Below are 24,977 nucleotides of genomic sequence, written 5' to 3'. Positions count from 1 at the left end.
CAAGTTTACCAGAACGGAGCAGGGCTAACTGCTCGGTAGATATCTTAGTAGTAGATCAGTGGTCGCGCTTGTTTACAGGCGCTTAACCTTGTATATGGTGTGCTAAAGACCCGAACTTAGGAGTTAAAGTTGTAGCATAACCAGCAGGATGACAGATGAATTGAGTAAAATCTCAATTCTGCCTTATTAACACATTAGCGCAATGCTGAGATTTCAGCCTTATGCAACTTGACAAACTGTTCTTATTGTATACAAGGTTATTTTAATCAGTCGAGAAATAATTTGTCAGTGGAGATGTTAGATAATTTGCTCTCTCGATGCTAAAAGTGCATTGTTAAAAGGAAAACAGTAGTCTTTACCACAGCGAAATATGAATATATCAGCAGTTGTTAAGATATTTGTTGCCTGTTTCTGACAATGAGCAGTTGGTTGGTAGAGAGGTCGCTGTTCAGCTTTTTTCTATGCCAATAGCATTATTACGTACTTTGACTCTAAATGTTAATATTATTTTTATAAGCTTAATGCTGAGTTATAAATGCAACTATTGTAACAAGCTGTACTGAAATAAAGATATACATTTGTGGTGGGTATTACCCACCCTAGGGACAAATTAATCCAAACTAAATTCTACAAATTCTGGTAAACCGGGATAGATCATATTTTTGTCTAATGCTGACAATACTTGATGATTAGCTTGATCAGAATTTAAACACCGACAAACTAATTGGGCAACATCAGCACGATGAATACTGCCAACAATACGTGGATCTGCAGTTAAGATAGCATTCCCTGTAGCTGGTTCTGACTTTAAACCACCGGGACGAATAATCGTATAATTCAGTCCACTATTAATCAAGTAATGTTCAGCTTGTTCTTTGAGAATTAAAAGTGGTTTGAGTGTTGCTAATGCTTGGGGAGGCATAGAAACTGCACTATCACCACTACCAATAGAAGTTACCAGAATAAACTTTTGCACTCCTGCTTTAACTGCGGCATCAATCAGGTTTTTATTGCCGATATAATCAGGTTTTATATCATCTGTAGGTAAACCACCCAGAGTACTTATAACAGCGCGGACAGGTTCATCTCCCAAAATTGCCCGTTCAACATCATCCGCATTCAAAGCATCTCCCAAAACCGGATGAACACCGATAGCTTCTAGTTCCTGTGCAGATAATTCTGTTCTCAGAAGTGCTTTTACCTGGATTTTTTGTGCTGTCAAATATTTGGCTATTTCTTGCCCAACACCGCGACTAGCCCCAGCTACAAAAATGTAAGATGTACTTGACATAGATATTTTCTCAGATAGATGCATTGGTTACACAAATAATTAATATATCTTGCTTTGCTTAATTTTAGAAATCATTTTTCTATAAAAAATTGATTAATTTGTAAATCATACACCTCATTTGTCTCCATAAATGTTTCTCTAGAAACAGTAACTAGGTTGCTAAATTAGTTAGAATTTATGGAAATCAGCGAAATCTCCATATCATGCTTAATAAGTTGATCAAAGATTTGATTATTATCCCGATGAATTTTAGTCTAAACATAAAAATTGGTTGGTCTTTTCTTAGACTGTTAAGATTACTAAATTTCTCCTTAACTAACGGTTATAAATTAGAATAATAGCATTGGTATAAGTTACTCTCGATATGCAATAGTGTACCGCTATCATGCAGATGGATTGGATTAGCTTACTAAAAGCTCAACAAGCTGACTTCCTTCAACGAGTAAAAAAACCAAAGACAACTGATCTATCTCTCTTAGAAGGTCAAGTCAAAGGTTGTCACAGTGAAATTATGGGGTTTTGGGGCGATTCATTGACCAAAATTCTGGAATGTTCTCGCCAACAAGCGGAAATTCTGGCCAAAAACCCGCCACCAACCCCACCAGAATATCCTGAACCACCGGATTGGACAATTCCCTTTCCTACATATTTTCAGCGTCAAGCTGAAGATTATCTTGTCCGTGAACAAATTGTAGATCGGATAATTACGGAACGCTTGGGTAAATTAGTGAAAAAAGTGCCACAAGACACTTTAGAAAACATGGTTTTGGATGATGAAGGAAATTTACGTGGTGAAAGTAAATTTACTTATTGGTTGACTAATAACCCGAAAGAGAGCATTCAAATTCATGTTACTGACGGAGAAAGTTTTAATGGAATTAAGAAAGACAAAATACGTTGGTCAGTCAATCAAGAAGATATTAAAAAGCACCAAGCATTAATTTTTATATGTTTGTTCTATCCAGGAACCACCAAATTGGGATACCATAAGCAAACTGTAATTACTGGCTTTTTACCCAGCAACCAACTAGAATTTCATGAACCGAAATTGTTCATTACTCCCAGTAATTTATTGTATGCAGGGGGATTAAATTGGTATTTACAATCTCTTTGTGGACAGAATAAAAGTCTGCCCCTAATTGATGAAAAAATGATGGTAGAAGTAATTGAAACTTTACCATCTGAACATCCACAAAAAGATATTATAGGTGACTGGGAATGCTGGCAAACATTGAAAGGACACAATAAAGGAATTAACTGTTTAGCCTATTCTCTAAAAACTTCAAGAGTGAATAATGTAGGGTGTAATTATATTCAATCTGTACCAATTTTAGCTAGTGGAAGTCGTGGAGAAACAAAATTATGGGATTTATCTAAAGGTGAATTAATTGAGACATTATCAGAATATCCTTGGTCTATTTCTGGGGTAGTTGATGAAGTTAATTCTTTAGATTTTAGTACAGATGGACAAACTTTAGTTAGTGTTGGTGCAGATTCGACGATTAAAATTTGGCACACTGGGGCATTGGATTTAATTGATATCTTGCATACCCATCATGGTAACGTGCGTTGTGTTGCCTTTACACCAGATGGCAAGATGTTAGCGACTGGTGGAGATGACAGAAAAATATTGTTTTGGAGTTTGCGCGATCGCCAAGTAGAAAATACCTTATGTTTAGATGATACGGCTGCCCATTCAATGGTATTAAGTCAAGATGGTAAAATTTTGGTTACTGGTAGCTATCGAAAAATTAAAGTTTGGCGATTAACATCTTCACTAAATAAGAAAAACCAGCAAGAAATTAAACAAATACATACCTTAATGGGTCATTCTCATATCGTTAATTCTCTAGCAATTAGTGCTAATGCTAAATATTTAGTCAGCGGTAGTCAAGATAAAACTATTAGGGTTTGGAATTTAGTTACTGGGGAATTAATACACACTCTCAAAAGTCATCGAGAAGGTGTTTTTGCTGTTTCTCTTAGTCCTAATGAACAAATTATAGCTAGTGGCAGTGCTGATAAAACTATCAAACTATGGCATTTGGAAACGGGGGAATTATTAGGAACTTTTTCAGGTCATGCTAACACTGTGACAGCTTTAGTATTTACTGCATCTGGAGAAATGTTAGTCAGTGGTAGTTTGGATAAAACTATTAAAATCTGGCAACGGAGTTAATATTACTCATATCACTAGATCCCCGATTTCTTTGAGAAGTCGGGGATCTTATTCTTATTATTCAAAAATGATTTAGAATTGGTGTATACTTTTTGATTAATGATTATGACTATAGCCAAAACTCGCCAAATTACAGTAGATGATTTTCTCAAGTTACCAGAAACTAAACCAGCATCAGAATTTATTAACGGAAAAATTACACAAAAACCTATGCCACAGGGTGAACACAGTTTACTTCAGGCTAATTTAATTGAAGTTATAAGTGCTAAAGCCAAAATTCAAAAAATAGCGTATGCTTTCCCAGAACTACGCTGTACTTTTGGAGGTGATGCAATTGTACCTGATATAGCGGTGTTCCGTTGGGAAAGAATCCCCAAAACCACAACAGGGAAAATCAGCAACCGCTTTGAAATTCATCCTGACTGGGTAATTGAAATCCTATCTCCAGATCAACAACAGAAAAAAGTTCTAACTAAATTATTGCATTGTTCCCGCAATGGCACAGAATTAGGATGGTTGATGAATCCAGAGGAAGAAAGTATATTAGCTGTGTTTCCTGGTCAAAAAGTGGAATTATATGAAAGTGATGATAAATTACCGATTCTGGCAGATATAGACTTGGAACTAACAGTCACAGAAATTTTTAGCTGGTTAAATTTTGGTTAAGCTCAGAAATTCCTAAACACACCCAATCAATTTTTTGGGGTTGCAGATTTTTAGAATAAATTTTATACTCGTATAGGATGGATAGATAAACCTCTATCCTTATTTTTTGGTTAAATGTCCATTTACTCTTTTAACTAAAAAACATCACTTGAGTACGAAAAAGAATATTTTGATATTAAAGGATAATCAGAATATTTACAGTTAGGAAAAAATCAGGATCTACCATGAATCAATCACCAATTCTTAATAATCCCCTTTCAGACCAAAATGCTAAGGCAAATTCTGTTTTTAACTTTAGCATTTCTAACAATATTTTCTCAGATCCAGATGCAATTAATCCCTTTGATAACTTTGTGATCTTTGGTGATAGTCTATCTGATACAGGCAATGCCTATCAAGCTTCAGGTAATACTTTTCCCCTACCACCCTATTACCAAGGGCGTTTTTCTAATGGACTACTTTGGGTAGATTACCTGTCTCAGAAGTTAGAATTTAGCGATGAATCAGTAAAAAACTTTGCCTTTGCTGGAGCGAATACAGGGGTAAGTAATGTTATTGATGGATTCCCCATCATCATACCAGGACTACTATCACAAATTGAGCAATTTAAAACTGTAAATGCAAATACTCCGGTTGGTGAAGATACACTATATGTAATCTGGGCTGGTTCTAATGATTTTGATTTTCCCAATCCTACTGCTGATCCTGTCCAATCTGTTACCAATATTGGTAATGCAATTACGACATTAAGCACTTTAGGGGCAAAAGAAATTGTTGTTGCTAACTTAACCGATTTAAGTGCTAGACCTTTAAACATTAATAGCAATAATACTGAGGATGGTAGAGCATTTTCTATTGACTTTAAAAATGCTTTAAGTCAAGAAGTCAATGATCTAGAACCATCTCTCAACATTGATATATCTGTAGTAGATATATTTGGTTTGAATGATGCAGTTCAAGCCAATCCTGAAGATTACAACTTTACTAATCTCACCGAACCTCTGATTAGTGCAACGGGTGATGTTAATCCTGATGAGTATGCGTTTTGGGATGATGTTCACCCAACTACAAGACTGCATCAATTAGTTTCCCAAAGATTTGCAGAAACATTGATCAATGATGGAATTATTCCTGATTTAATTACTTATTCAGCTACTTTAGCAGATGGTAGTGATTTACCAGATTGGTTAGAATTTAACTCCATAACTCAAACCTTTAGTGGTACTCCTACAGACGAAAATGTAGGTCAACTAGATGTAAAAGTGATTGCTACAGATAAAGAAGGTTTGACAGCTACAGATATCTTCTCTCTGCAAATACAAGGAATAAACGTTTCTACATCTGAAGGTAACAGCGGGATTAACACCAAAGCTTTTACAGTTTTCCTAGACGAAGCAAGCACCGAGTCTGTCACAGTCAACTATCAAACTGTCCCCATTACCGCTACTCCCGTCAGCGATACCACCAAAGAAGTATTTGCAGCGATTTTAGAAGGTAATCAACAAGTTCCCACAGGTGTGACAACCACCGCTTCTGGTTTAGCAAGTGCAGAACTTGACACAGAAGCCGCAACGTTTAGTTATAGATTAGAAGTCACCGGATTAGACTTTAATAATCAAACAGCTACAACTGATGATGATGTAACAATGTTACACATTCACAATGCTGCTAGAGGTGCAAACGGTCCCGTAGATTTTGATATCCTCACAGATGACGATAAGCAAATCACCGTTGAAAATGGTAAAACCATCATCACAGGAATTTGGGAAGCCAGCGAAGGTTTAACTCCTGAAGAAATTGAAACCCTAAAATCAGCCACTACAGGTACAGATACTCCTTACTATTTCAACATTCACACCACAACTAATCCTAATGGAGAATTGCGGGGACAAATTATTAATGAAACACCTGTTTTTGTTCCCACCAAAGAAGTATTTGCAGCGATTTTAGAAGGTAATCAACAAGTTCCCACAGGTGTGACAACTACCGCTTCTGGTATGGCCAGTGCAGAACTTGACACAGAAGCCGCAACGTTTAGTTATAGATTAGAAGTCACCGGATTAGACTTTAATAATCAAACAGCGACAACTGATGATGATGTCATCTTGGCACATATTCACAATGCAGCTAGAGGTGTAAATGGTCCGGTAGATTTTGACATTCTTGCAGATGATGATAAACAAATTACTGTTGAAAATGGTAAAACCATCATCACAGGCATTTGGGAAGCCAGCGAAGGGCTAACTGCGGAAGAAATCGAAAGCCTAAAATCAGCCGCTACAGGTACAGATACTCCTTACTATTTCAACATCCACACCACAACCAATCCCAATGGAGAATTGCGGGGACAAATTGTTAGTACCGCACCTGATTATATTTCCACATCTGGAACTCTAACTTTTGCACCAGGAGAAACCAGCAAAACTGTTGAAGTTCCTATTTTTGGAGATACTCAGATTGAAGCTGATGAGACTTTCAAAATAGTCTTATCTGATGCTGCTGATAGTTCTCAAATTCTAGGGGAACAAGTTATTACAATTATGGATGATGATCACCCATCCAGAAAACTCATCTTCGGGACTCCTAATGGTGAAGAACTCAACCCTGAACCAGGACAAATATTATTAGCAGGTGACGGAGATGATACAATCAATTCCACCGCCGATAATGACATCTTTGCAGGTGATGGTAATGATGTTGTCATAGTAAATAGTCACTCTTCCGTTTCCGCAGGAGATGGTGATGATAATGTTACTGTTGGTGTGGATGGTCCCGCTCACGATACCATTGTTAATGGTGGTAATGGTGAAGATAAACTATTTGTAGCTGAAGCCGATGGAACTAATAATATATTCGGTGCAGCAGACGCAGATGAAATAACAGTTATTGAAGGTTCACATCAATTCTTGTTTGGTGGTTCTGGAGACGACAAAATAGTTAGTCAGGGTAGCAATAACCGTCTTTTTGGTGGTTCAGGAATTGATGTTTTAGTCTCCAACCAGAATGATTCTCTATCTGGTGGTGAAGGTGATGATGTCCTCTTTGCTGGAAAAGAAGGAGGTAATAAACTTACTGGTGGTGCTGGTATTGATCAGTTTTGGGTTGCTAATGGTAGTTTACCAATAACCAAAAATACCGTTACAGATTTCACAATTGGAGTTGATAAAATCGGCTTTGGTGGTGTGGAAATCCTTAACTTTGGTCAAGTAATCAAAGAACAAATGGGTGCTGATACCTTACTCAAAACCGGCACAACAGAAATCGCTTTGTTAGTAGGAATTAACGCTAACAGTCTCACAGCAAATGATTTTGCTTTTTCTGCCAGTGTAGTTTCAATATAACAGTCAGTCAGTAGGGGTTTAGCAATGCTAAACCCCGTCTTTTATAGAGATTTAGTAACTTTTAATCCTGTAAATCCTCAAATCCTGTAAATCCTGATTCAGACAAAAAATTTTGACTTTTTCTCGTTCCCATACTCTGTATGGGAATGAATTTAATAAGGCTCTGCCTTCGATTAAATCAGAGTCAGAGCCTCTATGATGGCATTCCCAGTCAGAGACTGGGAACGAGATAACGAGATAAATTTTTGGTGATCCAAAGGCTGAAATTACCACCTGTGATGAGTTTCAGCGATTTATAGACAAAAATTGTATCATCGTCATCGACACACCTCGGCAAATCCCCGAAACCCTATATTTTTCGTTGAGGTGTGTCGATTGCTTACCAGATAAGGGTTTGAGCTATGTACTTGACGTTTTTTTTGGCTATGTGTACATTGTATTTGAGAGGTGTGTCGATTTGGTGGCTGAAACCTTTACTGGGTAAGGCTCCCTAGACGAACTCTTTACCGATCACTTTAGATTGGAATTAATGGAAACGTAAAGACATGATTGAAATCTCCAAAAATTTAATAGAAAACTTTACCGATCACTTTAGATTGGAATTAATGGAAACATTCATCCGAAACTGGGCATTAGCGGGCGCTGCGAAACTTTACCGATCACTTTAGATTGGAATTAATGGAAACGGTTTTCGTACGACCAGAGCGAAGAATAGCCTCGATTCCACTTTAGATTGGAATTAATGGAAACTACAACCAGCAATCACAGCAGACTTGATAGAGAAAACCTTTACCGATCGCTTTAGATTGGAATTAATCAAACTCAGATCCCCGACTTCTCTCATCAGTTCATCATCTATGAACAACATGAAAAAAGAAGTCGGGGATCTTGTATTAAAGTAGTTTTTAAAAACTTTCTATTTGATAAATAACCTAAATTGAAATTAATTAAAATCCCAAAAAATAAGGGTTTAGCATTGCTAAACCCCTACATTTATTCAATACTAAACCAAAAGCGTTTGCATTAAAGGTTGATCACTATTTAACTTTCCAGTTCTCAACCATTCAGCCATTTCATCTGGTGCTTTTGCTTGAGTTAGCTTTTCGCGTAAATAACTACCTTCAAGAATTTCTTTCTCCAACAATTCCTGAGAAATTTCTTCGAGTAAATCGCGGTTATTGTGCAGAATACTTAAAGCAATGTGATGAGCGTTATCAACAATTTCCTTCACTTCTCGGTCAATTTCTGCCGTCATTTGCGGACTAATTGTACGGCGAGGATTTCCATAACCTTCAATAAATTGCTGTTGAACTTTTTCAAAAGCTACAGGTCCGAGTTTATTACTCATGCCATAAATTGTAATAGCCCTTTCTGCTAAATCAGTGACTTTTTGGATATCATCAGAAGCACCAGTAGAGACTTTACCAAATACAATTTCTTCAGAAGAACGTCCACCTAATAAAGTGGCAATACGTCCACGAATTTCATCTTCTACCATTAAGAAACGGTCTTCTTCTGGCATTTGAATTGTATAACCCAAAGCACCGACACCACGAGGAACAACAGAAATTTTTTCAACTTTACCGGCACCGGGCATTAATGCACCAATGATAGCGTGGCCAACTTCGTGATAAGCAACGGTCTTTTTCTCGATTTCATTTAACACACGAGAACGTTTTTCTAAACCAGCAACTAAACGTTCAATGGCTTCATTAAAATCTGCCATCAGTACAGCTTGACGGTTATTTCTTGCTGCTAATAATGCGGCTTCATTAACTAAGTTAGCTAAATCTGCACCAGCAAAACCAGGTGTACGAACAGCAATAATTCCTAAATCCACATCTTCCGCTAGTTTGACATTTCTAGCATGAACTTTAAGAATAGCTTCCCGACCGATTTTATCAGGTCTATCGACTACAATTTGCCGATCAAAACGACCAGGACGACGTAAAGCGGGATCGAGAACTTCAGGACGGTTGGTAGCAGCGATGATAATGACACCGGTGTTTGCGTCAAAACCATCCATTTCTGTTAATAACTGGTTGAGGGTTTGTTCCCGTTCGTCGTTACCACCAGCGAAACCACCAGGACCACCGCGAGATTTACCTAAAGCGTCTAATTCATCAATAAAGACTATACAAGGTGCTTGTTGTTTTGCTTGTTCAAATAAATCTCGGACTCGCGCAGCACCAACACCAACGAATAATTCGATAAATTCAGAACCGGAGATACTGAAGAAAGGGACACCAGCTTCACCAGCAATGGCTTTTGCTAGTAATGTTTTACCAGTTCCGGGCGGTCCAACTAACAATACACCTTTGGGAATTTTTGCGCCTAAGTTGGTGTATTTGGTGGCATTTTTCAAGAAATCAACGATTTCTTCTAATTCAGCTTTGGCTTCATCCACACCAGCCACATCTAGGAATTTTACCCCAGTGCTACCTTCAGAATAAATCCGCGCTTTGCTTTTACCTACCGTCAGTGCAGCGGGTCCCCCAGCTTGACGATTCATTAAAAACGCCCAAATCCCGAAGAAAATTAATGGAGGTGCAACCCAACTAAATAAAGTACCAATCCAAGCGTTTTCCGCTGGTGGTGGTGCTGCAAATTCGACATTATTATCACGGAGAATTTTCGGTAAATCTAAATCAATGGCTACAGGTGTAGTTCTAAATACCTGTTCGATGGGTTTACCTTCGGGGGTTTGGGTTTTGATTGCATATTCAATGCGATCGCTCCCCACAATTGCTTTATCTACTTTACCTGCTTGTACTTGAGCGATAAAATCACTATAGGGAACTTGCGGCAATCGAGTCCCAAATAAACTGGGAACTATCAAATTTAGCAATAACAAAAAAGTCAGTAAAATTAGAAAACTACCACCAAACTGTTGTATTTTAGGTGGTTTCATCTTGTTCTTGTTATTAGTTTCTACAGGCATTTTCTTTTACCTCAATGAAATTTTGTAATTAGTAATTGGTAATTGGTAATGGGCAATTCTTCATCGGTTTTTCCTGTCACCTGGCATCTATTTTCAACTTAATAACAAAGCAAATAGTCCACATAAAGCAATACCATCAAATACACCAGCACCCCCAATACTCAATACACCCGCACTCATGGCTTGAATGTCTTTGAGATGTAACAAATCAGCACCAATTAAAGTACCTAGTACACCACCTGCAAAAGCCACTGGTGCAGCATGAGGTGAGGCTATTAACATTGCGGAAACAGCCGCAGTCAAAGGAGCAAGCAATGGATTCATTTGAATCCCAATTCCCGGTACTACCCGCGCCGAAAAGTAACTAATAACAGTCACAATGGCAGTAACTAGCAGAATTGCCAAGGCATTTCCTTGAGAAAATTGGTATAATGCCAAAGCCACAGGTATTAATCCACCTCCGACATTCACAGCTATTACGGTAAAAGTTGGCACTTTTCTGAGTGGAATCCCCCAAAATTCCTTTAACCACAATGCTGCAAATTCATCTGCTAATTGGATGGGAGCTTCTAATCGGTAGATAGGAATATTGATTGTGCTGGTAATAATTACTAGCAACAACAATAAAAAAGCAATGTTAGGAGAAAAACCCAACTTGGCTACCGCAACTTCTACCACGTCTACTGCGACAGCAAACCAAATAAATGGCAGCAACAGTAATAAAGCCAGAAATAGCAGTAATGAAACTGGTAGATAAATCATGGAAATGAAGAAATAGAATGAATTTGGAACTCACATCATTAAGTCTATAACTTACGCACTATACAAATTGGACATGATATGGATCAACGATAATTTCTGATTGTCGGCTTTTGGGACAGCATATTAGTAGGGTGCGTCAGACTCGACAATTTGGCATAATTAACATATTTTCCATATCTGACGCACCTGACAAGAGACACAAAACGCATACTTCATATTTGATGTTTTCTGTCAATGCGTAAGTCCTAAAATCTAGCCTTTTGGAAATTTCCAACTAACTATAGAATGTGTTTATTCCATTATTTTCCAGAAATTAACTTTGTGGATGCTTCCTAAAAAATCTAAACAAGTAAAGTTTTGTGTCTTTTTTCTATTGTAGAGACAAGATAGTAAAGACTAAATTCGTGTATACCCTACCAAAAAAATGCGTATTGCCGTACTTTGATGAAAAATCAACTAGGTTTCTTACTTAAGCTACTTCTACTCTCCGCTTTAATATCATTTTTGATTAAGTATGCAGCTCCGACATTTTTAATTCCAGAAACATCAACTAATGCGCTAATTATGGTTTTGTTACCTACTATGATGATGATAACTGCTCTACTTTTACGAATTCCTGCACAAAAACAAAATTAGCTAAAAATATTGATGATAAACCCTTAAAATCAGCTAACCTATCTGCATAGCTAGAAAATTTTGTCTTACCAAGCTTTGGGAGTTAGTTTGTGAAACTTGGTCAATGGATCGGTTTAATCGCCTTAGTTATATCTTTATATATATTGTGGCAATTGCGTGAAGTGTTGTTATTGATATTTGCGGCTGTTGTCTTAGCAACTACCTTAAATCGGTTAGCACGCACTTTTCAAAGCCTAGGAATAAAACGTGGACTTGCTGTTGTTTTATCAGTAGCTATTTTTTTTGCTGGAGTTATCGGCTTTTTCTGGCTAATTGTGCCACCATTTGCCCAACAATTTCAAGAATTAACCTTACGAGTTCCCCAAGGATTTAATCTTATTAATAATTGGATTGATGAACAAAGAACGCATATTCCTGATCAATTAGCACCCTTCATCCCCGATCTTAACGGATTAATTGCAGAAGCACAACCTTTGTTCAATCGCGTATTGGGAAACTCGTTTGCTTTTGTTTCTGGATCTTTAGTAATTGTCCTCAATATTTTATTAGTGTTAGTTTTGACGGGAATGTTTTTAGCTGCTCCTGATGCTTATATAAAAGTATTTATCCGGCTGTTTCCCTCATTTTATCGACGACGAGTACAGGGAATTTTAGAACAGTGTGAAACTGCATTAGAAGGATGGGTGACAGGGGCTTTTATTGCCGTTCTCGTAGTAGGATTGATGAGTTTGGTGGGCTTGTCAATATTGGGTGTAAAGGCAGCTTTGGCACTGGGAGTTTTGGCGGGATTTATGAATTTAATTCCTAATCTCGGACCAACTATGAGTGTAGTTCCAGCAATAGCAATCGCTCTTTTAGATTCTCCTTGGAAATCTGTTGCTGTTTTAGTTCTCTACTTTTTCATTCAACAAGCTGAGAGTAATTTTATTACTCCTATAGTTATGGCACATCAGGTATCTTTATTGCCAGCAGTAACTTTAATTTCTCAATTATTTTTCGTGACTTTCTTTGGCTTTTTAGGATTATTTTTAGCACTCCCTTTAACTGTTGTTGCTAAAATTTGGGTACAAGAAGTATTAGTTAAAGATGTTTTAGATGAGTGGCGGCATAATCATCAACAAGATACTGAGTTAGTGATGGTTTCTGAATCTGCTGATATCAACGATATTCAGGAAGCAGAAGTTATAGGAAAGGATGAAGATTAATTGTAAATAGCATATCTGAAAGCGATCGCAACAGCAGCCATCGCTTTTTTGATAAACTATATAGCGAAACTTTTAAAAAATGCGAACCATTGCGGAAATTAACGAAAAAATCAACCATAAACGCGCCGTAGTGTGGACGGTTGAAGAATTAAAAGCACGAGTTACAGAAATCGGTGTCACCAAAGCTGCTAAAGAAGTTGATGTCATTACCACCGGCACCTTTGAACCAATGGAGTCAAGCGGTGCAATTATTAATCTCGGACACACAGATCCACCCATCAAAATTCGCCGTTGCTGGTTAGATGGCGTACCAGTATACCCCGGCTTTGGGGCTGTAGATTTATACTTAGGTGCTAGTTGTGCGGTGGAAACAATGGACGGAGAAGAACTCCGAGAACGTGGTGGTGGTCATGTTATCCAAGATTTAATTGCAGGGAAACCCGTACAAGTACGAGCCTTAGGACAAGTTACCGATTGCTACCCAAGAGCCACTTTTGAGACGACAGTTACTCGTGAAACTATCAATCAGTTTTATTTATTTAATCCACGCAATCTTTATCAAAATTTTATTGTAGGGGTAAATGGAGGCGATCGCCCACTTCATACTTATCTCGGACCCCTGCAACCACGTTTAGGGAATGCAGTTTACTCAAACCCTGGTGCAATTTCCCCCCTTTTCAATGATCCAGATTTACAACTTGTGGGGATTGGAACAAGAATATTCTTAGGTGGTGGAATAGGTTATGTAGCTTGGGAAGGTACGCAGCACTTCCCCTTACAAAAGCGGTTAGCTAATCGAACACCAATTGGACCCTCAGCAACTTTAGCCTTAATTGGTGATGCTAAACAAATGGATACGCGCTGGGTGCGAGGTTGTTACTTCAAAAGTTACGGGCCTTCCTTAATGTTGGGAGTAGGTGTCCCACTTCCCGTTTTAAATGAAGGAGTAATTGAACGTTGCGCTGTACAAGATCAAGATTTAGTAGCGCCAATAGTAGATTTTTCCATTCCTCGTCGTGTCCGTCCCACCTTTGGTTTAGTCAGTTACGCTCAACTCAAATCTGGACGGATATCCATTGAGGGTAAAGCTGTGCGAGTTGCTCCTTTAGCCAGTATGTTTCTCTCAAGACAAGTTGCTCTAGAGTTAAAACAGTGGATTGAAGCAGGCACATTTACCCTCACAGAACCAGTTTCTCCCATTCCCATGGATCGTACTTTTGTACCCCAAGACCGCCGAACAGATTTTTGATCTTGGGGATTAGTAATGAGGAAAAAGGTAAATAACATTCCTATTCCTATTACCCATGACCTACTCTTGGGTTGGTTTTGGCCGCTTCACTGGCTTAGGAAGAGGCGTTTTTGGTACAGGTTTAGACACCTCTGGTCGTGTAAAAGACGCAGCAGATGGATCGCCGCTAGTTTTTTTGATAGGAAGTGGGAGAGCTTCTCCATTGCGTCTTGGGGGGAATGGCCTTCTTCCACCACCACCACGAGGGGCGCTTCTGAATGGTGGTTTGCGTTTTTTGGGCAAATCAGCGATCGCTTCCGCATTTTCTACTATTAATACGTCCACTTCTCGCTTGACTTTGAAATCCCAAAACTTGCCTACCGCTTTGGTTGTTAACACACCTCGCAGTTTCAACTTAAAATACTTAGGTTTATCAGTTGGTTTACGCGGAGCTTGCTTAATTTTTACTACCAAACTCTTGTCGTCAAAAGATTGGTAAACGACCTCACCACGTACAGAAAAATAGCCATCAGGAATTTCTGGCGAGGGTTTTGGGGATTTGGAACTTTCTTCGGGTGTCTGTAACTCGTCTGCACCCAAATCTTGGTGATCTTCTTCTAGGAAATGTTTAGCCAGATTTTCTGGTTCCCAAACTCCGACAATTTGGATGTGTAGTGTGTCATTTTCTTGTCTGGTGCGGGGATAAACTACCCACAGATGTTCTGTTTCCAGATCCAAATGATTTTTGACCAAACTCATAATCCGACCTAATAGGACGGTATTGAGTTCTACACCATCGACAGTGAGCAATGTTCCTTGGGTAAATTGTTCACTGCTGGCAAAGTAGCGACCCCGGACTAATCCGATAGCTCGATACTGCATTGCTTCGCTAGGAGGTGGAATCGGTTGTTGCCGATGGGCTAAATTTCCATTTGAGTTATCATCACTAGGGTTAACAGATAAATTATCAGGTTCAGAGGATTTGGCTGCTACTGTTTTCACATTAGCGGCTGTTTCGATTTCAGTGAGAACCTCTTTAGAGGCTGTAGTATTAGCGGATTCAGGAGACGGCATCAGGTCGGAATTCATAAAAACTCCTTGCGGCGGAGACACATCCCAATTATGGGATTTTACAAAAGCAAATGGAAAGAGCGTTTGTGCGGCTGATAAAAGTATATTTCCTTTTAATTTAGCCACTCTAGAACGCCCAGAGCGAACAGAAAGGCGCAAAATTTGGCATTTAGAGACTAAATGTGTAATTTAGCGCCTTGACACTAGTTTCGGAAGCATAGCATAGCTACAATTCTGAAGGCTCCTCCTAAAGTCATCAATTACTTTAGCAGCGTAAATAGTTATTTGTTATAAAATTCACAGCCTAATGACCGTATTCCGCAAAGTTTTAGAAATTTTTGACTTTACGATCTGTGTAAATGTTAATCTCGTTAAAATTCAGAAGGAGGAAAATATTGTGTCTCAACCGCGCAATCGGTGGATAGTTCAGGTCGTCTTAATTCTGGCAGTTGTTGCTTTTATTGGGGTTTCGCTTCTACCCATAATTACGGCTTTCAATGATTCTGAATCGGTAGCCCAAAATACTACCAGCACCCCTAGCAGTCCTTCCTCATCTGACCAAAAGTCAAAACTGGCTGATGAAGTTCGGGGTTATGAATCGGTTTTGCAGCGAGAACCAGAAAATCAAACTGCACTCAAGGGACTTTTAGAAGCAAGGCTGCAATTACTTAGTCAACAAGGTAGAGGTGAAGTTAAACCAGCTGATATTCAAGCGGTAATTGAACCTTTAGAAAAGCTGGCTAAATTAAATCCCCAACAATCAGAGTATGGTGTGTTATTGGCACAAGCCAAGCAGCAAATTGGCGATAAGGAAGGAGCAGCACAAACTTATCGTTCGATTTTAGCAGCAAGACCAGGTGATCTCAAAGCTTTACAAGGAATGGTCAATCTCCAACTCAGTGAGAAACGCCCTGAAGCTGCTATTGGCTTATTGCAAGATACTTTATCTGCTTCTACCCAAGCTAATACAATTCAGCCTGGAAGTGTGGATGTAGTTGCTGTACAGGTGCTTTTGGGTAGTGTGTACGCTTTTCAGAAAAACGATACTCAAGCTATCTCTGTATACGACCAAGCCATTAAGAAAGATGCTAAGGATTTTCGTCCTGTGTTGGCAAAGGCTATGCTGCTAAAGGATCAGGGTAAGGTTGATGAGGCCAAACCTTTGTTTGCAAGTGCCACTGCTTTAGCTCCTGCTCAGTATAAAGACGAGATTAACAAGGCAGCAGAATTACTGACTCCCAGCCCAGCAGTTTCTCCTACTTCTTCTCCAGAAACTACACCATCACCAGCAACAACATCCAGTCCATGAGGGAGAAGAGGAAAGGGAGCAGGGTGCGGGGTGCAGGGGAGAGGTATTTTCTTAACCGCTCAATAAATGGGGGCGAACTACCTGTTCGAGAACGATTTTACGCCATTTGAGCCTTGTCATTGAACGATTTATACCGGATTATTGAGCGGTTACGTATTTTACCCTTTGCTCCCCGCTCCCTGCCCCCTGCTTCTTCTCTCACCTAATTTCCTTCTATGGCGGCGACGATACCGAAGAGAATAAATAAACAGCCGCCTATGAAGGTGATTTGTCGTTCAGATATCTTACCTGCTATTAATCTACCACCGATGACTGCGATCGCTGCACAAATTGCGTGTCCTAATATTGCTCCTGCTGTTACACCAATGGGATTATTACTGGCTGCTAGTCCAATGGTGGCTATTTGTGTGCGATCGCCCCACTCTGCTATAAATGTTAATACGAAAGATTTCAGTAACATTGACCAAATGCTTTTTTGCTGACTGTCTAAATGCGCCTTTTCTACTGCTTCTTTTGCCTCTTCTATCACTTCTTCTTCCGCGTGAACAGGCATTTTTTTAGTATCATAGAGCAGTTTCAACCCAAAGGCAATAAACAAAGCTATTTCCGCATAATGAACATAAATTTTTGAGCCTTGTGTTAAAGCAGACAGCAATTGCCCAAATATCACTGATAAAACTGTCATTGCTGCTAAAGCAGCTGTCACACCAACGAACACTACTCGTCGTGAGTGCTGCATTGACAAAATTACAGCGATAAAAAAGGTTTTATCACCTAATTCGGAAATGGTAATTAGAACTAAACCTGCGGTAAATGCTGTTAACACTCTCTCAAGCTCCTGAAGGATTTTTTACCTGTGTGGAGCTTCTAATGAGATTATAAAGACCTCACTGAAGCTCACACAATCGTTTGGTGTGAACTCAGTGAAGGTCTCGCTTTCAAATACTTTATTATTCGCCATCTGAACCAGGCTCATCGCCAGTATGTTGATTCAAATGTACTGGCTTTTGATGTCGCGCCAGCAGCTACTCCCCTTCTATTCGATATAAATCATACATTTATGTCGGTTGGGTGTCAAGGGTTTGGGAATTCAAGAGAAATGAACCGCGAAGACGCGAAGAGCGCGAAGGTAAGAAGTTTAAGAGAGATTTTGCGTTAGTCGTGATTGGGGCTTGACAATTTACTCTCGTTTTGAAAGGATAATAGTGATTCAAATTTGTAAAAATATCATTGTCGTTATGAGAGTCACAAATGGAAAAATAATGATTACTTTTGATAATAAAAGTTATAGTCAATTACTAGCAGAAGTCGCTCCTCAAGTAATTGAAACTGAAACTGAGTATGAACGTCTTTTAAAAGTTGTAGAATTTATAACTTTTAAGAAAAATCTTACTTCAGAAGAGCGAAAATTAGACAAATTGCTTGTCAGACTAATTGAAGATTATGAGGAAGAAAATTATCCTATGGATAAGTCTACACCTCATGAAATATTACAACATATGATGGAATCTAGCGGAATTCGTCAAGCTGACTTAGTGCGTATTCTTGGTTCTAGCAGCGGTGTGATTTCAGAAGTTGTCAACGGTAAACGTTCCATTAGTAAAGCACAAGCTAAAGCTTTGGGAGAATATTTTAAAGTTTCTCCAAGTTTGTTTATTTGAATTTCGATTTTTATTGAATTCTAGAAAAATCAAATCAACTATCAACACTTCTACTTCTGTCTAAGAAAATCTCCCTAAATCTCTCCTATGATAAGAGGGAAAATTCAAAATCTTTAGGAGAAAATATTATGATTCTTGAGGCAGTAATATTGTATATTAAGCCTGGACTAGAAAAGGATTTTGAATCTACTTTCAAAAAGGCTTCTAGTATTATTTCTGCAATGAATGGATATTTTTCCCATGAACTCCATCAATGTATAGAAGTCAAAGGTAAATACTTATTACTTGTCAAATGGGAAAATCTGGAAGCGCATACTGTAGGTTTTAGAGGTTCAGTTGAATACCAAGAGTGGAAGAAATTGCTCCACCATTTTTATGAGCCATTTCCCACTGTTGAACATTTTGAAGAAGTAGAAATATAGTAGCGCACTTGTAATCTGCTGTATTTTATTATGGGTTTATAATAAAATCATTTATTCGCTGTAAAACCTGTTCTAATAAATCAGGATTATCCATATCAAAATATTCAATATTAGCAGATTGTCTAAACCAAGTTCGTTGACGTTTTGCAAATTGTCGGGTGTGCAAAGCAATTAAATCTGTAGCTTCTTCTAAGTTAATTTCTCCAGCTAAATATTGCTTGATTTCTTGATATCCTAAAGTATTCAATAAAGATAAATCAGTGCCATATTTCTGACATAAATATTCAACTTCACCGACTAATCCATCTGCAATCATTTGTTCAGTGCGTCTACGAATTCTGATATCTAATTTTTCCGCTTCACAATCTAAACAAATTTGCAAAATCGGATAGTTGGGTGGATTCTCACCTTGTTGTTCAGAGATAGGAATTCCAGTAACATAATATACTTCTAATGCTCTTAAAGTCCGCACCAAATCGTTAGCGTGAATTTTTTGGGCTGCAACTGGATCAACTTGTTGCAACATCGGGTAAAGTTGATATTGGCCAAGTGATTCTAATTGCGATCGCAATTCTGGTTGTGGTGCAACTCTGGGAATCTTCATTCCTTGAACAATAGAACGTATATATAACCCAGTTCCACCAACCAAAAAAACTGGAGAAACTCCCAAATTAGCAATTACAGCTTGTGCTTGTTCCTGGTAATCTGCTAGTGTCATTGTTTCAATTGGCTGACAGATATCTATTAGATAATGTGGTACTAATTTCTGTTCTTCCACCGTTGGTTTAGCTGTGCCAATGTCAAACTCACGGTATACTTGACGAGAATCCGCACTCAGAATTACAGAACCCAATCTTTTAGCTAAACTCAAAGCCAACCCCGACTTCCCCGTCGCTGTCGCTCCACAAATTACAATTAATTTAGTCAAATTAGTCATTAGCTACTTTCCCCTATTTTCCTCTTCCCTCTGTCACCTGTCACCTATTACCTGTCACCTATGGGTTCCATCCCCTATATAAACTTCTCATTAAATTGCCCTACAGACGGCAGCAAGGCTTTTGTGTTATAATTTTGGGGTGATTTGACTTTTTCAGCCTTTTAGCAAGTTCAACCCCAAGCATCAGGAGAATTTTCATGACGAGCAGTTACAGTGCCGATCAGATTCAAGTTCTGGAAGGTCTGGAAGCCGTCCGCAAACGACCAGGGATGTACATCGGTACTACAGGTCCGCGAGGACTCCATCATTTAGTTTACGAAGTGGTGGACAACTCTGTTGATGAGGCTTTAGCGGGTCATTGCACCCATGTTGAGGTAGATATCAATGCTGATGGTTCCGTAACCGTAACAGATGATGGTCGGGGTATCCCTGTCGATCTTCACCCAAAAACGGGGAAATCGGCTTTAGAAACAGTGTTAACCGTCCTTCACGCCGGGGGTAAGTTTGGCGGTGGTGGCTACAAAGTCTCTGGGGGTTTACACGGTGTAGGGATTTCGGTAGTTAATGCCCTATCTGAGTTTGTGGAAGTTACAGTTTGGCGAGATAAAAAGGTTCATACTCAGCGATATGAACGGAGTTTCCCCGTTACGGAATTGGTAGCAAAGCCCTATAAAGAAGCTAGAACTGGAACTTCTATCACTTTTAAGCCAGATACGGAAATTTTTACCACCAGCATTGAATTTGATTACATCACTTTATCAGGTCGCTTGCGAGAATTGGCGTATCTGAATGCAGGTGTCAGAATTATTTTCACTGATCATCGTCTCGAACTCCTCAAAAGTGAAACACCGAGGATAGAAACTTACGAATATAAAGGCGGTATCAAAGAGTATATCGCCTACATGAACCGGGAGAAGCAGCCCCTACATGAAGAAATTATCTATGTCCAAGGGGAACGAAACAATGTTCAGGTGGAAGTTTCGTTACAGTGGTGTACTGATGCTTATACTGATAATGTCCTAGGTTTTGCTAATAATATTCGCACAATTGATGGTGGTACGCACTTAGAAGGTTTAAAAGCAGTTCTCACTCGGACATTAAATGCGATCGCTCGCAAACGGAATAAAATTAAAGAAGGTGAAACTAACCTCAGTGGTGAACACGTCCGCGAGGGTTTAACCGCAGTCATTTCAGTTAAAGTCCCAGATCCTGAATTTGAAGGACAAACCAAAACTAAACTTGGTAATACAGAAGTTCGCGGTATTGTCGATTCTTTTGTGGGAGAAGTCCTGACAGAATATCTAGAATTTCACCCAGCCATAGCTGATTCGATTTTAGATAAAGCTATTCAAGCCTTTAAAGCCGCTGAAGCCGCCCGTCACGCGCGGGAGTTGGTACGGCGGAAATCGGTTTTGGAATCTTCGCCTTTACCAGGTAAATTAGCAGATTGCAGTTCCCGTGATCCTGCTGAATCTGAAATATACATAGTTGAAGGCGATTCAGCGGGTGGCTGTTTTCATGGTGATACATTGGTGAACATAGTTGATAGAGAACCGCTTACCTTTAAGCAAATTATTGCTGAACGAGAGCAGGGCATACAACATGAATGCTTCACTATGAAAGGTGATGAAATGGTACCGGGACAAATTATCAATCCCCGGATGACCAAAGAGAATGCTGACGTTGTGAAGGTAATATTTAACGATGGCGAAAGTGTTATCTGTACTCCAGATCACCTCTTTTTAATTGCAGGAAATCGAGAACTTAAAGCAAAAGGAATAGAAATAGGAATACCAAGTAAAGATGACCATTATGAGCAAGCTAAAAATTTAACATCTTCCCATTTACTCAAGCAAAAACGTACTCATGCTGGACTTATAGGGGAAAACGGTGAACTGTCTAGTTTGAGGGTTGATAAAGTTCAACTTTTAACAGAGCGTGTTGACGTTTACGATATCGAAGTCCCTGAAACACATAACTTTCAATTAGCCTGTGGCGTATTCGTCCACAATAGTGCTAAACAAGGACGAGATCGCCGAACTCAAGCAATTCTCCCTCTGCGTGGTAAAATCCTGAATATCGAAAAAACCGACGATGCAAAAATCTATAAAAATAACGAAATTCAAGCGTTAATTACTGCACTCGGTTTAGGTGTAAAAGGTGAAGAATTCAACCCCGCCCAATTACGATATCATCATATAGTATTAATGACTGATGCTGACGTAGATGGGGCGCACATCCGTACTCTGTTGTTAACTTTCTTCTATCGATATCAACGGGCGCTGATTGAACAAGGTTTCATCTATATTGCTTGTCCTCCACTGTATAAAGTAGAACGGGGCAAAAATTACCAGTATTGTTATAGCGAACGGGAATTGCAACAGCACCTAGCTACTCTTCCCAGCAATGCTAACTATACCATTCAGCGTTTTAAAGGTTTGGGGGAAATGATGCCAGAACAACTCTGGACAACTACAATGAACCCAGAAACCCGTACCCTCAAACGAGTAGAAATTGAAGATGCAGCCGAAGCTGATCGTATCTTTACCATCTTAATGGGCGATCGCGTCGCACCGAGACGGGAATTCATTGAAACCTATGGTTCTAAGCTGAATATGATGGATTTAGATATCTAACATCAACTTCCTTACAGCAGAATTCAGGAGTCAGGAGGGGCGAACGGCCGTTCGCCCGTACAGGAACCAGGAGTAAAACTGGCTTGGTTTCTAGGTTTTAATTTTGATTCTGTACCTCATGGATTTGCAATCTGCTGTATCTTAAAAATTAGCAATAGGTAAGGGGTTATCCTCTTTCCTCTGCGTTCTCTGCGCCTCTGCGGTTCGATAAATTACCTCTCAACCACAAAGGCACAGAGTAAAAAAAAGGATTTTTCAAATCACCTGGAAAAGGATGATGATAAGATTTTTTTCAAACCCTTGACTAATCTTTCTATCCCTGATTTTGCGGTTTCTTGTTGCAATGCACCATAAGCAACTCGTAAATAACAACCATCTTCCATCCCAAATGTTGTCCCAGGGATAACGGCTACTTGATGTTCTTGAATCAGTTGTTTCACTAATTCAAAAGCATCCATTTGGGTATGCACTTTTAAGAAAAAATAGAATGCGCCATTTGCTGGTGTAATAGTACAAAATCCTTGTAGTTGCTTGAGTTCATTCCAAACTACTTGGCGAACTTGTGCGATCGCTCTAATATTATCTCTTAAGTAGTCTTCTTTTGCCTGTAACGCCCCTACCGCAGCATATTGGGAAACCACAGGAGGACAAATCAAAATCGTATCTTGCACTTTTTTGACAGCATTTAGCAGGTGTTGGGGAATCACCATATAGCCAATACGCCAACTTGCAAAACCATAAGCTTTAGAAAGGCTATAAAGGGAAATTGTATATTCACTACTTCCCGAAAATGTACCAGGAGAAATGTGCTTCACTCCATCATAAGTGAAATATTCATAAGCCTCATCACTAATATGGTAAATACCATTTTCTCTACAAATTTGATTAACTTGATGTAATGCTGTTTCTGAATAAACTACACCTGTAGGATTATTAGGAGAAATGGTGACTATAGCGCGGGTTTTGGTTGTAATAGCTTGGGCTATAGCTTCAGGACGTAATTGATAATTTTCATCTGTTCCCACTAATATAGGACAACAACCCGCCATTTTAATCGCCATTTCATGATTAAAATAGTAGGGTATATTTAATATAATTTCGTCACCAGGACAAGTAATCGCTAAAATAGCATTCATAAACCCCATATTGCTGCCGGCTGTGACAACAATACAATTTTCGTTGTTAATATCAATGCCGTTAAATATTGATAATTTTGTAGTTAATTCGCTTAATAATTGGGGAATTCCTACAACTGCTTTGTAAACATGATTATTCGCTTCAGCCAGAAACTTTGGTAAAATTTCTATTGCTTCCGGTGGAGGGCTATAGTGAACTACACCTTGTCCGAGAGAAATTGTACCGGGAGAGTTTTTAATTAATTCCCCAACAACGGGAATAATCGGCGATTGTACCGCATTCATTCGAGATAATTCGTAATTCATAAAATGGGCTGATTTATTTTAATTTTTCAGGTTAAAAACTTTAATTACTCAATGGTGGAGGAAAACGAATATCAGCATTGAAACTAGGAATATTAGCACTTTGATGAATTGGTAAAACAGATTCTAAATTTTTATGGGGTCGAGGAATAATATGATGGGAAAGTATCTCGCCACCATTAACTTTTAAAACTGATTCTAGTCCCTGAGTTACTGCCATATTCACTTCACCCACATCACCACGAATCAATATTGTAATTCTTCCTAAATCAGTGTTTTCATAACCAACAAAAGTGATACGGGCTGCTTTACACATTGCGTCGGCTGCTTCCACTGCTGCGGGAACGCCGTATACTTCTATCATGCCCAGTGCTAATGTCAATGTTGTTTCCCTCCAATTCAAAATTAATAATTTTTTTTATTAAAAATCTTTACCAATCACCAATCACCAGGGAGCATCCCAAATGTGTAAGTTTATTTTTTATCTGAGCTTCCAACTGAATACAAAGCATAAAATAAACGAACCGCGAAGACGCGAAGAGCGCGAAGGTAAGAGGTAAAACAGGTTTTTTGGGTTAGTTGCGTATATTTTTGCAAAATTGGGATGCTCCCAATCACCAATCACCAATCACCAATCACCAATCTCCCCTTCAGGTATACCGACTGGAGACAAAAGTGCTATTGATTTCAAGTTTTGACAACGAATTAATTCGCTAAAATCTAACCCAGTACGCCCTTCAATTTTGGCTACTGTCTCAATGGCGGTTAACAAATGCTGTGCTGCTTCCGTTTCTGAGTAACCCCGGCGTTGGGCGACACGAATGGCGGCTACATCAGCGTTTAACTGTGATTCTTGTGATTGGTTACTGCGCCAAATGCGAACAGCAGCTAAAGTACTTAATCCTCCAGCTATCACCACACCCACCAAATCCGACTGAGTGGCTTCCACTATTCCACCTAACAACCCTGCTAACACCACACCTTGATAAATATCTGGTTGCAGCCACTTTACTCCTGTTAACCAACTAACCTGATGCAATAGCAGTAAATCTCGTTGCGGTTTCGTCAAGCGTCTCCACAAATCGAAATTAATATATATCGGTCTTTCCTGATTCCAGGGTAAGGGAAAATCAGCATCTATGACCTTTTTTTGCTCTACTTTACTGACGATTTTCGTCATCATCCGCCCAGAAGCAGGCATTACATCTAACAAACGGCGAATTTCAATATTTGGCTCCATGATGTTAATTATT

At 39.0% G+C, this 24,977-nt stretch carries 19 protein-coding genes and 1 CRISPR repeat array; of the genes, 10 read left to right on the top strand and 9 right to left on the bottom strand.

The genetic code is table 11. From position 1 onward, the window contains the following. Nucleotides 1-610: 610 nt before the first annotated feature. The gene (locus ANA7108_RS0107440; protein ID WP_016950147.1) at nt 611-1,291 is read right to left on the bottom strand and encodes an SDR family oxidoreductase; all 681 of its coding nucleotides are present in this window, start codon (nt 1,289-1,291) and stop codon (nt 611-613) included. Between the two features lie 385 nt (nt 1,292-1,676). Between ANA7108_RS0107440 and ANA7108_RS0107435 the strand changes: the two genes are divergently transcribed. From ANA7108_RS0107435 to ANA7108_RS28140, 3 genes are all read left to right on the top strand, one after another. Next, on the top strand, nt 1,677-3,470 hold the full coding sequence (locus tag ANA7108_RS0107435) for a WD40 repeat domain-containing protein (protein WP_026104039.1): 1,794 nt from the start codon (nt 1,677-1,679) through the stop codon (nt 3,468-3,470). Between the two features lie 105 nt (nt 3,471-3,575). Beyond that, nucleotides 3,576-4,136: a Uma2 family endonuclease gene (locus ANA7108_RS0107430; RefSeq protein WP_026104038.1), complete on the top strand. Its 561-nt coding sequence runs from the start codon at nt 3,576-3,578 to the stop codon at nt 4,134-4,136. Between the two features lie 224 nt (nt 4,137-4,360). Beyond that, nucleotides 4,361-7,477 (top strand): CHRD domain-containing protein, encoded by a 3,117-nt coding sequence (locus ANA7108_RS28140; protein WP_016950144.1) that lies wholly within the window; start codon nt 4,361-4,363, stop codon nt 7,475-7,477. 501 nt (nt 7,478-7,978) lie between these two features. Continuing rightward, nucleotides 7,979-8,300: direct repeats of the CRISPR family, unit length 36 nt; unit sequence CTTTACCGATCACTTTAGATTGGAATTAATGGAAAC. A gap of 180 nt (nt 8,301-8,480) precedes the next feature. On the opposite strand, the gene ftsH is transcribed toward ANA7108_RS28140, so the two are convergent. After that, complete coding sequence (ftsH, locus tag ANA7108_RS0107420) at nt 8,481-10,418, bottom strand: ATP-dependent zinc metalloprotease FtsH (RefSeq protein WP_016950143.1); 1,938 nt, start codon at nt 10,416-10,418, stop codon at nt 8,481-8,483. A 93-nt stretch (nt 10,419-10,511) separates the two neighbouring features. Next, nucleotides 10,512-11,180: a DUF1614 domain-containing protein gene (locus tag ANA7108_RS0107415; protein ID WP_016950142.1), complete on the bottom strand. Its 669-nt coding sequence runs from the start codon at nt 11,178-11,180 to the stop codon at nt 10,512-10,514. Nucleotides 11,181-11,624: 444 nt separating this feature from the next. On the opposite strand from ANA7108_RS0107415, the gene ANA7108_RS30885 reads away from it, so the two are divergent. The 3 genes from ANA7108_RS30885 to ANA7108_RS0107400 all read left to right on the top strand — a co-directional run bounded on the left by ANA7108_RS30885 (nt 11,625) and on the right by ANA7108_RS0107400 (nt 14,270). Beyond that, nucleotides 11,625-11,816: a hypothetical protein gene (locus ANA7108_RS30885; RefSeq protein WP_016950141.1), complete on the top strand. Its 192-nt coding sequence runs from the start codon at nt 11,625-11,627 to the stop codon at nt 11,814-11,816. Between the two features lie 89 nt (nt 11,817-11,905). After that, a complete protein-coding gene (locus ANA7108_RS0107405) occupies nt 11,906-13,021 on the top strand; it encodes an AI-2E family transporter (RefSeq protein ID WP_016950140.1) in 1,116 nt (371 codons plus the stop codon). 79 nt (nt 13,022-13,100) lie between these two features. Continuing rightward, complete coding sequence (locus tag ANA7108_RS0107400) at nt 13,101-14,270, top strand: homocysteine biosynthesis protein (RefSeq protein WP_016950139.1); 1,170 nt, start codon at nt 13,101-13,103, stop codon at nt 14,268-14,270. 60 nt (nt 14,271-14,330) lie between these two features. On the opposite strand, the gene ANA7108_RS0107395 is transcribed toward ANA7108_RS0107400, so the two are convergent. Beyond that, nucleotides 14,331-15,338 carry a hypothetical protein gene (locus tag ANA7108_RS0107395; protein WP_026104037.1) on the bottom strand — a complete coding sequence of 336 codons (1,008 nt, stop codon included), beginning with the start codon at nt 15,336-15,338 and terminating at the stop codon, nt 14,331-14,333. A gap of 379 nt (nt 15,339-15,717) precedes the next feature. On the opposite strand from ANA7108_RS0107395, the gene ANA7108_RS0107390 reads away from it, so the two are divergent. After that, nucleotides 15,718-16,629, top strand: coding sequence for a lipopolysaccharide assembly protein LapB (locus ANA7108_RS0107390; RefSeq protein ID WP_026104036.1), 912 nt, complete (start codon nt 15,718-15,720; stop codon nt 16,627-16,629). A 202-nt stretch (nt 16,630-16,831) separates the two neighbouring features. Here ANA7108_RS0107390 and ANA7108_RS0107385 read toward each other — a convergent pair whose 3' ends face one another. Further along, a complete protein-coding gene (locus ANA7108_RS0107385; RefSeq protein WP_016950136.1) occupies nt 16,832-17,455 on the bottom strand; it encodes a TMEM165/GDT1 family protein in 624 nt (207 codons plus the stop codon). Nucleotides 17,456-17,888: 433 nt separating this feature from the next. Here ANA7108_RS0107385 and ANA7108_RS0107380 point away from each other — a divergent pair, with 433 nt between their 5' ends. Together ANA7108_RS0107380 and ANA7108_RS0107375 are read left to right on the top strand one after the other, a co-directional pair. Next, nucleotides 17,889-18,290: a type II toxin-antitoxin system HigA family antitoxin gene (locus ANA7108_RS0107380; RefSeq protein WP_026104035.1), complete on the top strand. Its 402-nt coding sequence runs from the start codon at nt 17,889-17,891 to the stop codon at nt 18,288-18,290. A gap of 128 nt (nt 18,291-18,418) precedes the next feature. Beyond that, nucleotides 18,419-18,712 (top strand): antibiotic biosynthesis monooxygenase, encoded by a 294-nt coding sequence (locus tag ANA7108_RS0107375; RefSeq protein WP_016950134.1) that lies wholly within the window; start codon nt 18,419-18,421, stop codon nt 18,710-18,712. A 28-nt stretch (nt 18,713-18,740) separates the two neighbouring features. Here ANA7108_RS0107375 and miaA read toward each other — a convergent pair whose 3' ends face one another. Continuing rightward, a complete protein-coding gene (miaA, locus tag ANA7108_RS0107370) occupies nt 18,741-19,640 on the bottom strand; it encodes a tRNA (adenosine(37)-N6)-dimethylallyltransferase MiaA (RefSeq protein WP_026104034.1) in 900 nt (299 codons plus the stop codon). 206 nt (nt 19,641-19,846) lie between these two features. On the opposite strand from miaA, the gene gyrB reads away from it, so the two are divergent. Then, nucleotides 19,847-22,285, top strand: coding sequence for a DNA topoisomerase (ATP-hydrolyzing) subunit B (gyrB, locus tag ANA7108_RS0107365; RefSeq protein ID WP_016950132.1), 2,439 nt, complete (start codon nt 19,847-19,849; stop codon nt 22,283-22,285). 260 nt (nt 22,286-22,545) lie between these two features. Here gyrB and ANA7108_RS0107360 read toward each other — a convergent pair whose 3' ends face one another. The 3 genes from ANA7108_RS0107360 to ANA7108_RS0107350 form a co-directional block, all read right to left on the bottom strand. After that, the gene (locus ANA7108_RS0107360) at nt 22,546-23,727 is read right to left on the bottom strand and encodes a pyridoxal phosphate-dependent aminotransferase (RefSeq protein ID WP_016950131.1); all 1,182 of its coding nucleotides are present in this window, start codon (nt 23,725-23,727) and stop codon (nt 22,546-22,548) included. A 40-nt stretch (nt 23,728-23,767) separates the two neighbouring features. Further along, nucleotides 23,768-24,106, bottom strand: coding sequence for a carbon dioxide-concentrating mechanism protein CcmK (locus ANA7108_RS0107355; RefSeq protein ID WP_026104033.1), 339 nt, complete (start codon nt 24,104-24,106; stop codon nt 23,768-23,770). 246 nt (nt 24,107-24,352) lie between these two features. Continuing rightward, nucleotides 24,353-24,964: a DUF3318 domain-containing protein gene (locus ANA7108_RS0107350; protein WP_016950129.1), complete on the bottom strand. Its 612-nt coding sequence runs from the start codon at nt 24,962-24,964 to the stop codon at nt 24,353-24,355. Nucleotides 24,965-24,977: the final 13 nt, after the last annotated feature.

This window comes from Anabaena sp. PCC 7108, from assembly GCF_000332135.1.
Lineage (GTDB): Bacteria > Cyanobacteriota > Cyanobacteriia > Cyanobacteriales > Nostocaceae > Anabaena.
The sequence above is the reverse complement of the archived record's forward strand: the minus strand, read 5'-3'. Positions and strand labels throughout refer to the sequence as shown.